This window comes from Polaromonas sp. YR568 (assembly GCF_943371715.1).
Taxonomy (GTDB): Bacteria; Pseudomonadota; Gammaproteobacteria; order Burkholderiales; family Burkholderiaceae_C; genus Polaromonas.
This window is the reverse complement of record NZ_CALRVW010000014.1, coordinates 1-16,431: the sequence shown is the minus strand read 5'-3', so window position 1 is coordinate 16,431 and position 16,431 is coordinate 1. Positions and strand designations below refer to the sequence as shown.

Annotated in this window: 7 protein-coding genes; 5 read left to right on the top strand and 2 right to left on the bottom strand. The window is 62.5% G+C overall.

The annotated features are described in order from the left end of the window. The first annotated feature begins 9 nt into the window (after positions 1-9). From AAG813_RS11670 to AAG813_RS11660, 3 genes are all read left to right on the top strand, one after another. A complete protein-coding gene (locus AAG813_RS11670; RefSeq protein ID WP_341915106.1) occupies positions 10-453 on the top strand; it encodes a thioesterase family protein in 444 nt (147 codons plus the stop codon). Next, complete coding sequence (locus AAG813_RS11665; RefSeq protein WP_341915104.1) at positions 450-845, top strand: RidA family protein; 396 nt, start codon at positions 450-452, stop codon at positions 843-845. Before AAG813_RS11670 ends, AAG813_RS11665 begins: the two co-directional genes overlap by 4 nt. A gap of 168 nt (positions 846-1,013) precedes the next feature. Further along, positions 1,014-1,985 carry a response regulator gene (locus AAG813_RS11660; protein ID WP_341915101.1) on the top strand — a complete coding sequence of 324 codons (972 nt, stop codon included), beginning with the start codon at positions 1,014-1,016 and terminating at the stop codon, positions 1,983-1,985. A gap of 55 nt (positions 1,986-2,040) precedes the next feature. Here the strand turns inward: AAG813_RS11660 and AAG813_RS11655 are convergent, their stop codons facing one another. Further along, entirely contained in the window at positions 2,041-4,260 is a 2,220-nt protein-coding gene (locus AAG813_RS11655) for a TolC family outer membrane protein (protein WP_341915099.1), read from the bottom strand. Between the two features lie 324 nt (positions 4,261-4,584). On the opposite strand from AAG813_RS11655, the gene AAG813_RS11650 reads away from it, so the two are divergent. Together AAG813_RS11650 and AAG813_RS11645 are read left to right on the top strand one after the other, a co-directional pair. Continuing rightward, entirely contained in the window at positions 4,585-5,247 is a 663-nt protein-coding gene (locus AAG813_RS11650) for a transglutaminase-like cysteine peptidase (protein WP_341915096.1), read from the top strand. Between the two features lie 65 nt (positions 5,248-5,312). Then, positions 5,313-7,199, top strand: coding sequence for a LapD/MoxY N-terminal periplasmic domain-containing protein (locus AAG813_RS11645; protein ID WP_341915095.1), 1,887 nt, complete (start codon positions 5,313-5,315; stop codon positions 7,197-7,199). 81 nt (positions 7,200-7,280) lie between these two features. Here AAG813_RS11645 and AAG813_RS11640 read toward each other — a convergent pair whose 3' ends face one another. Then, a complete protein-coding gene (locus AAG813_RS11640) occupies positions 7,281-16,310 on the bottom strand; it encodes a tandem-95 repeat protein (RefSeq protein WP_341915092.1) in 9,030 nt (3,009 codons plus the stop codon). Positions 16,311-16,431 lie beyond the last annotated feature (121 nt).

Sequence of the window (16,431 nt, the reverse complement as noted above, 5' to 3'; positions counted from 1 at the left end):
GAAAGACGCATGAAATTCACCACCCACAAGCTGATCCGCTTTCACCACTGCGACCCGGCCGGCATTGTTTTCTACCCCCAGTACTACTACCTGCTGCATGAGGCGCAGGAAGACTTTCTGGCCCACATCGGTTTTCCCGAGCATGAGATGATTGCCGGCGGCCTGGGCGTGCCCATCGTGGACATGAAGACCGAGTTTCTCGGCATGTGCCGCTATGGCGACGAGGTCAACATCGAGCTCAGCCTGACCCGGCTGGGCCACACCAGCATCGGCATGCACTATGAAATTCATAGCGCATCGCGCAATCAGGAAGCGAGCCAGACCCTTAAATTGCGCGCAAACTCGGTGGTCGTCTGCGCCGAAATCCCCAACGGCAAGGCTTTGCGCATTCCTGACGGATGGCGCGATGCGATGCTGCCCTATCTGCAAACCCCACTGGAAGACAAGTCATGATGAAACTATTGCAGCCGGACGGCTGGGCGGCACCCAGAGGGTATGCCAATGGCGTGATGGCCAGAGGCGCACTGATTTTTGTCGGCGGGCAGATCGGCTGGAATGCCCAACAGCAGTTTGAAAGCGATGACTTCATCGCCCAGACCCGCCAGGCCCTGCAGAACATCCTGGCCGTGCTGCAGGCCGGCGGTGCGGGGCCGGAGCACATGGTGCGCATGACCTGGTACGTCGTGGACCGCGTGGAATATATCGCGCGGCTCAAGGAGCTGGGCGCGGTGTACCGCGAGGTGATGGGCAAGAACTTTCCGGCCATGACCTGCGTGGAAGTCTCCGCCTTGGTGGAAGAGCGCGCTCGCATCGAAATAGAAGTTACGGCTGTCCTGCCGGATTGAGCTTCTCGCCCTGCCTCCGGATGCAGGCCAGGGCGCGGGCTGGGCGACGGGGTTGCGGCGCTTTTCTGACTTAAGATGAGTCAGAATTGGCAATGTTGACACCGACGCATCTGGACATCCACGTGAACCCCCTCCCACCCGTACCCACACTCACCAGGCTTGCACTTCATGGCTGATCAGACACCCGGTTTCAAGCAGATCACGCCCGAGCCCGAATTCGGCCTGGCCGAGGCCCAGCGAAGAATGCAGCAGCAGCTGATGGAAATGACCGGGGTGGCCCAGTCCGTCTTCCACCTGGAAAGCCAGCAGCTCAGCTGGAACCCGCGTGCCTATCAGCTGTTCGGCATGCCTGTGGGCACCCCCATGACGCTGGAAGCGGCCATGGGCCTGGTGTATCCGGACGACCTGGACCTGCTGGTCCGGGCGCGCGACCAGCTGCGCAAGACCCCGGGGGCCATCGAACTGGACTACCGTGTCATCCGCCCCGATGGCGGCCTGGTGGACGTGCACGCCCTGCTTTATCTCGAGTCCGATGCGCAGGGCCGGCCGCTGGCCTATATCGAAATGAGCCTGGACGTCACCGAGCGCAAACGGGTGGAAAACGCCCTGCTGCAGTCTGCGCGCCTCTGCCGGGCGCTGGACCAGGTTTCCACCGATGGTTACTGGGAGCAGACCGCCGTTGCGCAAGGCGCCAGCCCGGCCGATACCCTGTCGGCACCCCTGCAGAGTCCCAAAGCCGCCAGCCAGGGCCTGCAGCGAAAAATGCGGGTGCTGTATGTCGAGGACAACATGTACAACCTCATGCTGTTTGACGACGTCATGCGAACGCGCGACGACGTCGAAGTCCGCATGGCACAAAACGGTGCCCAGGGCTTTGAGGTGGCCGGCAGCTGGTTGCCCGATGTGCTGGTGCTCGATGGCCGGCTGCCGGACACCCATGGCATTGACCTGCTCAAACGCATACGCGAGATCCCGGGCCTGCGCGCAACGCCGGCCTTCATGTGTTCGGCCGACAACCAGCCGGAGCACAAGGTGCTTGCCGAGCAGGCGGGATTTGCCGGTTACTGGACCAAACCGGTGGACTTTGACAAGGTGTTCGACGAGCTCGACCGGGTCGCCGCCGAAACCGAGTTGGGTTAGGGCCTTTGTAGCGCGTGCAAAAACCGGGGAAACAGACCCCGGTCGGCTCCGGGAATTACTGGATGCCCTGTACCGGCGTCACGGAGCTCTCTCGCACGATCAGCCAGCGGTCGCCCACCCGCTCCCATTGCAGGGTTTTGGTCACCACGTCACGGTAGTTGGCCGAGCGGTAGGTCTGCCGGAAAGTTGCGGTGGCATGGGTGGCATCGGGCATGGCGACCGAGAGTTCGCTCACTTCCACGGAAATATCAACGGCACGTCCCAGAACCGCCTTGCGCTTTTCCTTCCAGGCGTCCCGGTCACCGTCATTGGACGGCACAAAGCCGGGCGCGTAAAAACCAAGGTAAGCCTCCACATCCCGCTTTGACCAGGCCGCACGCCAGGCTTCCAGGGCATTGCTGATTTCGCTGCTGCTGCGAGCCTCCGGCGCCGAGGCCGCCGCGGGCGCCGCAACAGGCGCCGGCTTGGGCGCTACCGCGGGTGCCGTCTGCAGGACGGGCCTGGTGGCGGCCGGCGCAGGCGCCAGGGCCTGTTGCGCGGCACGCTCGCGTGCATTGACCAGGGCCGTCTGCTGTTCCAGCGTCCGCCGGAGTTCGCTGTTCCCCGAACCCGCGGGCGGTGCCGGCGGTGCCGCCGGTGGGGGTGGCGTGGCCGGCGCAGGGACCGGCGCCAGACGGCCACCCGCTGGGGGCAAAGGCGTCCCCTTCGGCGCAAAAACCTCCTGCACCGCGCGCTCGCGCGCATTGAACAGTGCGGTCTCCTTCAGCTGGTCGGCGGCCCGCTGGATCAAGGCGTCCTTGTCCACCACGTACACGCTGACAGGCTCGGCCGGGCAATGCTGCGAAGCGTCTTCACCGTCGTTCCACTGATCCAGCCCGGGGAAGCCGCCGGTCTCGATTCTGGAAAGCTCAAGGGCACCCAACAGCGTGCCCAGACCCGCCTGCGTTCTGGCGTACGCGATGTTGAGGTCCTGCTCGGCGTTGGCCACGGCACGTTTGGCCTGGAACAGTTCGTTCTCCGTGTCCAGCAAATCCAGCAGCGTGCGCTGGCCGATGTCGAACTGCTGGCGGTAGGCATTGCGCGCTTTCTCGACAGACACCTTGTTCTGGTCAAGATAGCCCAGCTGCTCCTTGAGCTTGCGCGAATCGTTGTAGGCGATCAGCAGCGTCTGCCGGATGTCGCGGCAGGTCTTGTCGCGCAAGTCCTTGGCCACATTGAGCTGCTCGGCAAACTGACGCTCCCGCGCCCGGTCGCTGAAGCCGTTGAACAGGTTCCAGCTCATGACCACTTCCGCCACGGTGGCGTCGGTATTGCCCGTGACACCGTTCAGGTTGGCGCCCTGCTCGCGGCGCAAACGCAGATCAAAACGCGGCTGATACGCACCGCTGCGGGAGGCCAGAGCGGCATTGGACGCGCGCACGTTTTCAATTGACGCGCGCAAGGCGCCATTGCGCTGCTGCGCACTGCGTATGGCACCGGACGCATCCTCGGGAATGTCCCGCAGCAACGGCGCAGGCACCGGCATGTCGCGGGTGGGCATCAGGCCCACAATGCGCTGGAAACGCGCCGTGGTGTCGTGCAGGTTGGAGGTTTCGGTCAGCAGGTTGGCCTCAGCCATGGCCAGACGTGCGGCGATCTGCTCCAGATCGACGGCCCGCGCCACCTTCGCCTTGACGCGTCGCTCTGTCTGGTCAAAAACCGAGCGGTGCTGGACAAAGTTGTCCTCGGCCAGGCGCAACAGCTCCCGGTAACGCAAGACATCGTAATAGGACTTTACCGCCTCGAGTGCCACGCTTTCCGAGGTGTCAAAAAACTCGAACAGACGCACCAGCCGCGCATGGTCAAGCCGCTTGACGTCGTTGCGCGTGGCAAAGCCATCGTAAAGCAGCTGGGTGATGGTCAGGGACGCCGAATTGCGGTCGAAACGGCTGCCAATCGTGGCCGTCGCATTGCGCCGCTCCGCGCCGCTGCCGGCTGCAAGATCGACCTTGGGCAACAAGGCGCCGGCGCCGGCATCCCGCTCTCCGTCGGCGGCCTTGATGGTGTGCCAGCGCGCGAGAACTTCGGGGTTGTTCAGCACCGCACTCTGTGCGGCCTCTTTGAGCGTCAGCGGCTTGCCCGCGGCTTGGGCAAACGCCGGAGCCGGAAACACCAGCGCCAGGGCGCTGAACGCCACACAGGCGAGCATCAACGCGGCTGAAGTTTTTTTCAGGCGGAAGGGAACCGCAACGCGCGGGCCAAGCGAAAAAGTGCCGGCAACAAAGAGGCCTGGCATGGGCTCTTGCAAATTCATGCGATGCACAGCTTCGCCGTTACACTGACAGAGTAAGGCGCACAGACAACAGTCGCCAGGGTCAACATGGCAAAGCGTTTGGGTTGCTTTTCTGGCATCTTCTTACTCTTTGCTACAAAGGACGCGCACTGTGCAGACGGCGGAATGATTCAGCGATGAACCTGAGTGATGGGAAATCATACGAAATCAGGTTAACAAATCACCGTTAGTTACTGTTTTATATAGATATTTTCATGTTAACGCAGGATTTTCTGAAGAGCAATTAATATCCGGACGAATTTGGCCACTGCGGCGAAAACGAAACACTTGAAGCATCTTCCCAAAGCCGCCCTGATGGTCGTGCTGCTTGTTATTGCGGTACTGAAGGTGGCCGCGCTTGATTTTGACCGCATGCAGAGCGTCCTGACCCAGCGTTTTGGACCGCCCGCCCTCGTAGCGTTCCGCGACTGGCAAAAGCTCCTGCAGAGCAGCACAGACCAGACGGCACCTGCCCAGCTCAGGCGGGTCAATGACTTCTACAACCGCCGGATCAGGTTCGGCGAAGACCAGCCCATCTGGGGGCAAAGCGACTATTGGGCCACCCCGATGGAAACCCTGGGCAAGGGCGCGGGTGACTGTGAAGACTTTGCCATTGCCAAGTATTTCACCCTGCTCCTGCTCAACGTTCCTGACGACAAATTGCGCCTGATCTATGTGCAGGCCCGGCTGGGCGGCGTCAACAGCAGCATCACCCAGGCCCACATGGTGCTGGCCTATTACCCGTCCCCCGAGGCCGAACCCCTGATTCTGGACAACCTGATTGACGACTTGCTGCCTGCATCGCGCCGCCCGGACCTGCAACCGGTGTTCAGCTTCAACAGCCAGGGGCTCTGGCAAGGCGCCTCCGGCGCGCGGGGCGCCGGCGGCCCCGCCAATCTGACCCGATGGCAGGAACTGCTCAGGCGTGCGCGCGCCGAAGGTTTTGATTGAATCCATTTAGAAACCGCTATAAAGAACCGTTCCGAGGGGAATCTTCCATGTCGATGTACCGCCAAATGTGGCTCGCAATCATTCTCAGCACGCTGCTGGCGCTGCTGGGGGGCCTGCTGGCGTCCACGCTGAACGCGCGCAGCTACCTGACCGAGCAGCTCAGCGCCAAAAACACGGACAACGCTACCGCGCTGGCACTGGCGCTGAGCCAGCAGCGTGCCGATGCGGTCATGGTGGAGCTGACAGTTTCGGCCCTGTTCGACAGCGGCCACTATGCCCTGATACGCGTTGTGGACCCGCTTGGGAAAACCATTGTCGAGCGGATCGCACCGGCCACGGCTCGCACCGTCCCGGCCTGGTTTGTCCGGGCACTTCCGCTGAACGCCGTCCCCGGACAGGCGCAGATCAGCAGCGGCTGGACCCAGCTCGGCACCCTGACCCTTGTCAGCGACAGCCATTTCGCCTACCTGGCGCTCTGGAAAAGCGTCGTGCAACTGGTGGTTGCCCTGGGGCTGTCGGGACTGCTGGGCGGTTTCCTCGGGGCCATGATCCTGCGGCGGCTTCACGAGCCGCTGCAGCGGGTCATCAGGCAGGCCAGCGACATCAGCGAGCGCCGCTTTGTGTTGATTGATGTGCCGGATGTGCCGGAACTCAAACAGCTTGCCCTGGCCATGAACAGCATGGTGACCCGCCTCAAGACCATGTTTGCCGAGGAAGCGCAGCGCCTGGAGGTTCTCCGTATCAGCGCCAATTACGACCCGCTCACGGGCCTGGCCAACCGGACCTTCTTTCTGACCCAGCTGCTGGACTCGCTCGACACCGAAGATGCCGCGGGCGGCACGCTGCTGCTGGTGCGTCTGGCCAATTTTTCCCGGCATCAACAGCGCCTGGGGACGCCGGCTGTCAATGAACTCCTGAGAACCTTCGCCGTGGTGCTGGAGAAACACGCCGCGCAGGCCCACGCCGTGGCAGCACGCATCGGTGAATCCGATTTTGCGCTGCTGGTACCAGGCCCGAGCGGTGCGCATGAACTGGCCGGCAAGCTGCTGGCAGACCTGGTGCAGGCCAGTGCCCCTCTGACCGGCAGCGGGCCTGCTGCCTGCATCGGCATGGGCAGGTTGCAGCACGGCCAGGACATGGCGGGTTTGATGGCCCAGGTCTCGGGCGCACTGGTGGCGGCCGAGGCGACAGGCGACAACGCCATCCGGGAGGCTGGCGGCGAAACCACCGACGATGACCAGCAGACGGCAGACCTGATCAGGCGCGCCTTCGCCAACGGCCAGGTCCGCCAGCTCTCGTTCCCGGTTCTTGATCAAAAGGGTCAGCTCGTCCACCGGGACTGCACCACGGAACTGATGCTCGATGGCAAACAAGCCTGGCAGCCCACCCGGCACTTCCGCCAGGTCGGCGAGGCTTTTCAACTGATGCCGCTGATGGATCTGTCGGCGATTCGGCTGGCGCTTGGAAAACTGGGCAGCGAGCCGGGCCTGGCCGGCCTGGCGGTCAGTCTGTCGGCACTTTCTGTCAGCGACAAGGCCTTCCGCTCGCAATTGCTGGACTTGCTCAAGGCAAACCAGGAAGCGGCCCGCCGCCTGTGGCTGGAGGTACCGGAAGCTGCGGCCGTCCAGCACCTCGACAGTTTTCGCGAATTTGTCGCCAGCATCAGAAAAGCCGGCAGCCGGGTGGGACTGGGCCAGTTCGGCCGGCATTTCAGCCAGGTCGACGCGTTGCACGATCTCGGGCTCGATTTCCTGAAGGTCGACTCCAGCTTCGTCCGCGGCCTGCAGTACAGCACGGACAACCAGCTCTTCCTCAAAAGCCTGGCAAGCGTGGCTCACAAAATGGGCATGCAGGTTTATGCCGACGGCGTGATCGACCGCGCGGAAATGGCGGCGCTGCAGGGAGCGGGCTTCGACGGGGCGTCGGGGCCGGCGGTCAAAGAACCCACCTGACGACCACCAAACCACCGCCCTGAAAAGAAGCCGCCGGATCAGAAAGATCCGGCGGCTTCTTTTTGCCAGCGACAGGGCGCGTCAGTCCGTGTTGAGTTTTCCTCGGGTCAGCAAGTCCTGAATCACCTGCTGGTCGGTGGTGTACACGCCAATCATGTCCACACCGGACAGCACAATACGCTGATCGACGGCGCCGAGCACGGCAGCAGAAGGCGCGCCCACGGCGTGCGGGTCGCTGGAGAAACCGCCTGTGCTGCTGATGTGAACAATCGTGTCGGCACCCGATTTTTCGAAGTGCAGGAAGTTCGCCAGGTTGTCCTGCCCGAGCAGGGTGCCTGCGGTTTCGCCGACCAGAAGATCGCGCAGATCGAGTACGTCTCCGCCTGCCGAGCGGGAAGCCGAATTGAAATCGGTAATCGTATCGATCGCCGGTGAACCGGCCGTTCCGCCATCGTTGAGGTGCCAGGCGAAGATGTCCGCCCCCAGGCCGCCGGTCAGGATGTCGTTACCCTGCCCGCCGATGATCAGGTCGCGCCCATCGCCGCCGTTGAGGGTGTCGTTGCCGGCGCCACCATCAAGGCGGTCATCGGTACTGCCCCCCGTCAGGGTATCCGCGCCGCCGTTGCCAAACATGAAGTTGGACTCGCCTGAGGCGCCGGTCACCACTTCCGCCGAGAGGTCGCCTTCGTGGGCGTTGCTCACGGTGACCAGGCTCAAGAACTGGTCCACAGTGTGCACACCTCTGGTTGCACTCACATCTATGAGTGCCGACTGGCTGGTCGTCACGCCTGTGACCACCAATGAATTGCTCAGGCTCCAGCCAGAAATATCGATCATCTGACTCGGCCCCCCAGTGACCGTCACCGAATGGCCGCCGCTGCCATCGCTGAGCGTCCAGCCGGTTTGCAGTCCGGACACGGTTACCGTGTCAGCGGCGCGCGCCGTCACATCGAACGCAAAGGTATTACCGTCATTCGCAATGGCTATGTCATGGTGGTTGGTTTCTGCGCGCAACACAGAACGAACCTCCTCATCGGTCAACACCTTGTCGTAGATGCGCAAATCATCGATGCCCGCATTCAGGTACTTGTCGTTGGTGACGATCCGCGTGAAGTCTGCGTTGACACCATTCGTGTAACCAATGCCAAACACATTGGTGATGGTCCCCTGCAACCCTGCGGCGATCACCGTATTTTCGAGCACGCCGTCGACCCACACCTGGGTCTGGCCCGTGACGGCATCCCGGGTGAACGCCACGAAATGCCAAGTGTCGTCGGAAATAATGGTTGTACTTTTCGCGCCAGCCGTGTCGCCTACATTCAGGCCGATACGGCCATTGTTGTCCAGCCACCCCCACTGCGCATCGTTTTGGGCACTGTTTTGCTCTGACCCAATCACGCTGGGCCGGTTCCAGCCAACATCCCCGTTCGTGAACTGCGCGGCATCGGTAGTGGCGTTTTGCGTGGTCTTGATCCAGAAGGTCACGGACGCCGAGTTCCGCAATGGATCGAGTTCCGCCGGGTCCACTGAAAGCGTTGCACCCTTGCCGTCAAACTGCAAGGCGGTGGCCGCTGTTCCGGAATGTCCCGTGATCCAGGTTGGCAATGCGCTTCCGTTGTCGGTATTGACGTCTGCCAGGGTTCCGAGGATGCCCTGGAACTTGTTGGCCACCGGCACGCCGAAACCTTCGTCAAACGTCCACTGACCCACGCCCTTCACCACCAGAATCGGCGCACTGTCGAAATCGAGAATGGTCGCCGTGCCGGTAGCCGTCGAGTTGGAAATGGCGCCCGTGCCCAGGGTCGCGGTCAGCGTGAAGGACTCCGAGCCTTCAATGCTGCCGTCCAGATTTGTGGCCGTACGCACCAGCACGCTGGTCTTGCCGGCTGCAATGACGAGGCTGCCACTGTAGTTTTCCCAAGTCGCTCCGCCATTGTTCGAGTACTGCAAGGACGCGCTGTAGTCCGCGCCCGAAGTCGTCAAGTTCGCAGTCGCCAAGGTGACGGTCACATCGCTGCCGGCCTGCGCCGCAAGACGAACATCAAACACGGCGTAGTCACCCTCGACGATGGTGGTATCGCTGACCACCGCCAGCTGCGGAGGCGTACCGACCGAGATTCCGCCGGTAAACACATTGAAGGTCAGCGTCTGCGAACTGCTTGCCGTCGAGCTGTTGGACCCCTCGACCGCCTGCGCAGTAACTCCCAGGTCAAGACGTCCCGAGTAATCCTCGGGCAACACCAGGTAGGCGGCCGCCAGCGCTGCCACAGGAACGAGTGTCGAACCGTTCACCGGGTTGTAGAAAACACCCCCGGAAACAATACGTGAGCCACCCGGCATATTGCTGATCATCACGGACAAGGCCTCCGACCCGTCGCCGTCGACCAGGCTGGTGCTGATCTTGCCGGCCAGCGAAATCTGGGTGGTGGTGCCCACCACCGAGTTGGCGTTATTGGAGTTGTACTGCATCGCGCCCTGCGCTTCGACCAGGCGGATATCGTCGAAATAGCCGCCAAAACCGGTTCCCGAATCGGCTGCGAGAGAACGAATCGAAATGGTATGAGTACCGGTAGTAGCCGTAAAGCCTACCCTGATCGTTTCCCATACCAGGGCGGAATTAACCGCCGTCGCCGTGTACGTGCCCACTACGACGCCATCGACCAGCACCTCGAAGTCTGTACTGGTGGTGGGCGCAACATCAGCAGCAAAGTTAAACGACAGCTGATAGACCCGGGTCGCATCGGCCGTGAAGCTGCGGCTTATGCCCAGGGTCTGGATATTGGGATTTTGAGTCGTCCCGTCGTTAGCATTGTCGAGATGCAGGAACACGCGTTGATTCTGTACGTCACCACCGGTAGCGCTTCCAAGCATGCCGCTGGCAGTGAAGGCTGCACCGCCCGATGAGCGCAAGGAATCACCGTCAGCATTGAAGTAAAACTGGTTGCTCTGCCTACTATTGTTCGTGTCATTGTCCTGGTCCCCGGTCCAGGAGGTCAGCAATGTCCAGCCTTCAATGGCCGCCGCTCCCTTCGCATGCGTTGTGTTGTTGGCGTCATTGGCCGTCGCGGTCAACGTCCCGACCGACTCCCATGTGGTATTGAAGAGCTCATTGATAGAGTTTGTAACTGCAAGATTGGGCGCATCGGCCACAGCAGCCACCTGGATAGTGGCCGTCGCCGCAGCACTGGTATTGCCGGAACCGTCAATCGCCACATAGCTCAGGCTGGTGCTGCCGCTCCAGTGGGTATCCGGCTTGAAATACAGGGTCAGGCTGTTGCCTGTTGCGGCATAGGATGTGTTGATGGCGACCGCCTGTGTGGTCATGGCCGAATCGAGCCACAGTGTCCCGTTGGCCGGCAAGGCGCCGACCCGGAAGCTGGCGATGGCCCCATCATCAGTGCCTGTCAGCACCACGGCGATCGGGCTGGCCGTCGCCTGCTGGTCTTCCAGCCCGTTCACCGTGAGCGAAGTGGCCGTCGGGACGCCGTCGGTGACACTGATCGCAGTCGTTGCAACGTTGCTGCTGAGTGCCCCATCCGTCACCACCACGGTGACATTGCGTACACCATTGCTTGTCGAGGTGGTGCTGAACTGCACCGCCTGCAAGGCCGTCTGGTAACTGGCCAGGCTGGCGCTGCCGCTCAGCGTCACCACATTACCCGCGATCGAGGCAGTGATGCCACCTGGCATGGTTCCAAACGAGAGGGTGTCGCCCGCCAGGGCACCGGTCAAGGTGATAGTCGCCCCTGTGATCACAGCGTTATCTACATCGGTGATACTGACATCGCCGTCGACAATCGCCTTCGCCGCAGCATTCGTGACGATGCTGATTGCATAGCCCGTACCTGTGCCGCTGGCATCGAGGTCGAGAACCGGCGCGTCGTTGACCGGCGTGACGTTGATAACCGCCGTCGCAACGTTGCTGTTGACGGAGCCATCATTGGTCACCACCGTGATGGAACGTGGCGTCGTATCCGGATTCTCGCTCGTATTGGCATAGGTCACGGCCAGCAGGGCCTGCTGGTAATTGGCCAGCGAGGATGAGCCCGACAGTGTCAGGATGCTGTTGTTGGCGCCCGAGAAAGTAGCCGTGATACCGGCCGGGATCGAACCCACTGCCAGCACATCGCCCGCCTTCCAATTGGTCAGCGTGATCGTCATGCTGCTCAGGTTGCTGCTATCCGCATCGGCCAGTACCACCGTAGCTGTACTGATCTGTACGGCAGCACCGTTCTCGGTGAAGCTGGTCGTGTAGCCCGACCCGCCCGCCACGCCGTCCAGATCCAGGACGGGCGCGTCATTGACGGCAGCCACAGTCACCGTTGTGCTGGCAACCGTGCTCAGATTGTTGGCAGCCGAGCCATCGTCGACCACAAAGTTGATCGTGCGCGGGGTCGTCGATGGATTGTCGCTGCTGTTCACGTAGGTCACAGAGCGCAGCGCCGCCTGGTACTGCGCCACGGTCGCCGTCCCGCTGAGCGTCAGAACACCGGTGGTGGCGTTATAGCTTCCCGTGATGCCGCTCTGGTTGACGAAGGCGAGGACATCCTGACCGCTCACAAAACCTGCACCTATCGTCACCGTCGCACCGGAAATCGTCGGGCTGTCCACGTCCGACAAGCTCAGGCTGCTGTTGATGGCGCTCTCCGCCTGGTTCTCCGTATAAGCCAGTGTGCCGCCCGCTGTCACCGTCGGCGCGTCATTGACGGGCGTTACCGTCACCGTCGCTGTCGCCGTCGAGGTGCTGTAGTTGCCGCCATTGTCTTTCGAACGGAATGTGAAACTCGCGTCACCGTTCCAGTTGGCGGTCGGCTGGAAGTAAAGAGCCAGGGTTTGTCCGGCGGCAGCATAGTCGGTGCCGGTTGCCACCGCCAGCGTCATGGCAGCGTTGCGCCAGAGCGTACCGTTGGTCGGCAGCGAACTCAGGTTGTAAGAGGCTATCGTGCCATTGGGGTCGTTGCCTGTGAGCGTGATCAATATCGGGCTGGCCGGGTCTTCATCCCCTGTGGCACTGACATTGTTGGCAATCGGCAGGCCGAGCGCGGCGTTGGTCACGGTGATGGTGCTGGTCGCAGTGTTGCTGTTCAAGGCGCCATCAGTAACCACCACGTTGATCTCACGCGCACCCAGCGTTGCGGAGTTTGTCCTGAACGTGATGGCTTCAATGGCCGTTATGTAGTTTGCCAAGGTCCGTGATCCGCTCAGCGTCAACACGCCGGTGGTCGCGTTCCAGTTTTGCGTGATCCCGGTTTGGGCAGCCATAGCCAGGACATCTCCGGCAGCGAAGCCGGTGCCAATGGAGATGGTCGCCCCGGTGATATTGGCACTGTCCACATCGGTGATGCTAGTGTCCGTGTCGGCAATCAATCGTGTGACGTTGTTGTTACCAATGGCCGCGGTGAAGCCCGTGCCTGCGCCACTCGCATCGAGGTCCAGCACAGGCGCATCGTTCACTGCTGTGATATTGATCGTCAAGGTGTTGGCTGTAGGGTCAAGATTGACGCCGCCATTGGCTGTACCACCGTCGTCTTCCACCTTGAAGGTGAAACTTCGCGCCGCGGTGGAGTCTGCCGCCGGTGTGTAAACCAGCGCACCACTGGCCAATTCGGCAGCAGTCACATATTGCAACGCCGTGACCGCGACGCCACTCAGGGTGAGGGTGCCGGCTGCAGGCAAAGTGGTGATCTGCACGCGGCTCAGTGCATTGCCATCCACATCGGTGAACCCAAAATCTGCTGCCGCCAGGGTGCGCGGCACGTCTTCGCTGATGGTGATGGCGCTGTTGGTTCCGGCAGGTGCATCGTTGACTGCCGTGAAAGACACGGTGGTGCTTGCCGCCGGGCTGGTGTCTGTGCCGTCAGTAGCCACCACAGTGATGACGCGGTCGCTGACATCCGGGTTGTCGGAGGTGTTGCGGAACCCGATCAGGCGGATGGCCGACTGATAGTTGGCCAGGGTGGTCGAACCTGAGAGGGTCAACACACCGGTTGCAGCGTTGTAGGCGCTCGCCACAATGCCGCCCGGCAGCGTACCCAGCGTCGCCAACAGATCACCCGACTGGAAGTTGGTCAACGTGATCGTGACGCTCGTGATATTGGCAGCGCTGACCTTCGTGATCTGGACATCAGTGTCGGCGATCGGGGTGCCCGCCGCATTTTCGGTGTACGAGGTGCTGTAGCTGTTTCCGCTCAGACCGGAGCTGTTGTTGGCATCAAGATCGATCAACAGCCGGGGATCGTTGTCGATGATGGTGGCGTTTCCGGTGGCGCTGGCATTGGTGGTCAGACCCCCTGTGACAGTCGCTACCAGGCTGAAAGTTTCATCGGCCTCACTGATGCTGTCGTTAATGATCGGGGTTCGAACAAGAATCGAAGTCGCGCCAGCAGCAATCGTCGCCGTCGTTGTCGCTGCGCTCCATGTGGCGCCGCCATCCGTTGACACCTGCAGCGCTGCGCCGAAGTCGATTCCGCCGCCCGTCGCCGTGCCGTCAGCCAGCGCCAGGTTCATGGTCGTCGCCTGCTGGGTCGCGTTACTCAGACTGATGGTGAACACTTCGAAGCCGGCGCCCTCGGACACCGGGCTTGCAGTCACACTGAGCGCAGGTGTAGGCGTCAGGCTGATGCTGACAGTGTCCACATCATTCAAGCTGCCGTCGCTGGTGCTGACAGTCAACGTGTCGGGGCCGCTGTAATTGGTCGTTGGTGCGAACAACAGGCCATTCAGCGCCGCATTGATATTGGCTGCCGTCCCCGTGACAGACACAGTACCGGTGCCGTTGCCGGTTACCGTGACGCCGGCCGTTCCTGTCGTCAGCGTGCCGTGCGCCACTGTCAGTGTGGTTGTAAGCGTCGGACTATCGACATCGGCCACAACAATCGCGTTGCCGTTAGCACTTGAGAAGACCCGGGTGACATTTGCATCGATGGTTTGCGCAACCGGCACCGTGTTGATCGGTGCGTCGTTGGCGCCCTGAATCGTGACCACCAGGTTGGCGGTGCTTGTGGCCCCGGCTGTGTCCCTCATCGTGTAAGTGAAGGTGTCCGTCAGGGTACCCCCCACCCCAAGCGCATTAACCGTGGCGTTAGCGTTGTTCACGACGTAGGTGTACGTGCCGTCGGGATTGAGCGTGACGCTGCCGTAGGCGCCAGCCAGGGCGTTGCCCAGCGTGCCGCCCGTGATCGCCGACACCGTCTTGGTGTCGCCGGTATCCACGTCCGTGTCGTTCGTGAGCACGTTGCCCGTGGCATTGCTTCCCACGGCCGTGCCGGCTTCGACTGCCGTTCCCGTATCGACGACAGCCACCGGCGCATCATTGACGGACGCCACCGTCACGGTGCTGGTAGCCACGTTGCTCAGGTTGTTCAAAGCCTGACCGTCGTTGACCTGGAAGCTGATCGCCCGGCTCGTCGTCGTGGGGTTGTCGCTGCTGTTGACGTATGTCACCGACCGCAATGCCGCCTGGTAGTTGGCCACGCTGCTGCTGCCGCTCAGGGTCAGTACGCCGGTCGTGGCGTTGTACGTGCCAGTAATGCCGTTCTGGTTGCTAAACCCCAGCGCGTCCTGGGTGGCGTTAAAGCCGGTCCCTATCGTTATCGTGGCGCCCGTCAGACTGGCCGTATCCACATCGCTCAGCGTCAACGTGCTGTTGACCGCCGTCGCCGCCTGATTCTCGGTGTAGCTGAACCCGCTGGATGCGACCAGTACCGGGTTGTCGTTGGCGCCGGTCAGGTTGACCGTCAACGTCTGGCTGGCTGGCGCCACCCCGTCGGTCACCGTCACCGTGAAGTTGGTGCTGGTGCTGGCCGTCAGGCCTTCGATCGCCGCATCGTTGGGCGTGAAGGTGTAGGCGCCGGTCGTGGTGTTGACCACCAGCGTGCCGTAGGTGCTCACCAGCGTCGAGTTGCCGCCAGCGACCGTGCCGCCGGTGATGCCGTAGGTCAGGGTCTGGCCGCTGTCGCGATCCGCCGCCACCAGGGTGCCGCTGGCCACCGTGAAGGTGTTGTCAACAGCCGTGTCGGTAAAGCTGATCGCCGTCGGCGCTGTCAGTGTCACCGTGTCGTTGGCGCCGGTCAGGTTGACCGTCAACGTCTGCATCGATATCGCGCCTGCCGCATCGGTCACCGTCGCCGTGAACACGTCGGTCGGGTTCGAGCCCGCTGGCAAGGCGTCGACCGCTGCAGCGTTCACCACATACGTGTACACGCCTGTCGTTGCGTTTAGCGTCAGCGTACCGTAGCTGCCCACCTGCACGGTGCCGCCTCCTATGCTCCAGGTCTTCGTGTCGCCGGTGTCCACATCGGTCGCCGTGAAGCTGCCCGTCAGGCTGGTGAAACTGTCGGCTGTAGCCGTGTCTGTCACCGTTCCGGTAATGACGCCGGAAGCCACCGGTGCGTCGTTTGCGCCCTGAATCGTGACAACCAAGTTAGCCGTGCTCGTGGCCCCCGCCGCGTCCCTCATCGTGTAGGTGAAGGTGTCCGTCAGGGTGCCGCCCACCCCAAGCGCGTTAACCGTCGCGTTGGCGTTGTTCACGACATAGGTGTACGTGCCGTCGGCGTTGAGCGTGACGCTGCCGTAGGTGCCCACCAGGGCGCTGCCCACCGTGCCGCCGGTGATCGCCGACACCGTCTTGGTGTCGCCCGTATCCACGTCGGTGTCGTTCGTCAGGACGTTACCCGTCGCATTGCTGCCCGCCGCCGTGCCCGCTTCGACTGCCGTGCCTGTGTCGGCCACAGCAACTGGCGCATTGTCGTAACTGTGCAAGGCCGTGCCGGTCGCCGGATTGCCGGCCGCGTCGCTGGCGGCCACGCTGGCGGCCACCGTGCTGTTGGCGGCCAGCACGCTGCCGGCCACGTTGATGCTGTACACCCCGCCGGTCGTGACCAGCCCGGTGTATGTCGTCGCGCCCACCGTCAGGGTCACCGTGTCGCCGACCTTGGCGTCGCCGCCGACCGTGCCGCTGACCGCCACCGCAGCGCCGCTCTCGGCGGCGTCGACGATGTTGTCTGCCGTGATGGCGTTGACGGTGATCGTCGCCGCTGCCGTCGTGTCCACCGTGTAGCCCTGGCTGGCCGTGCCGGTCGCCGGGTTGCCGGCCGCGTCGCTGGTGGCCACGCTGGCGGCCACCGTGCTGTTGGCGGCCAGCACGCTGCCGGCCACGTTGATGCTGTACACCCCGCCGGTCGTGACCAGCCCGGTGTATGTCGTCGCGCCCACCGTCAGGGTCACCGTGTCG

What these genes read in the sequence shown, in the direction of transcription:
- AAG813_RS11670 (WP_341915106.1), top strand. Translation starts at nt 10, where the DNA reads ATGAAATTCACCACCCACAAGCTGATCCGCTTTCACCACTGCGACCCG.
- AAG813_RS11665 (WP_341915104.1), top strand. Translation starts at nt 450, where the DNA reads ATGATGAAACTATTGCAGCCGGACGGCTGGGCGGCACCCAGAGGGTAT.
- AAG813_RS11660 (WP_341915101.1), top strand. Translation starts at nt 1,014, where the DNA reads ATGGCTGATCAGACACCCGGTTTCAAGCAGATCACGCCCGAGCCCGAA.
- AAG813_RS11655 (WP_341915099.1), bottom strand. Translation starts at nt 4,260, where the DNA reads ATGCCAGGCCTCTTTGTTGCCGGCACTTTTTCGCTTGGCCCGCGCGTT.
- AAG813_RS11645 (WP_341915095.1), top strand. Translation starts at nt 5,313, where the DNA reads ATGTGGCTCGCAATCATTCTCAGCACGCTGCTGGCGCTGCTGGGGGGC.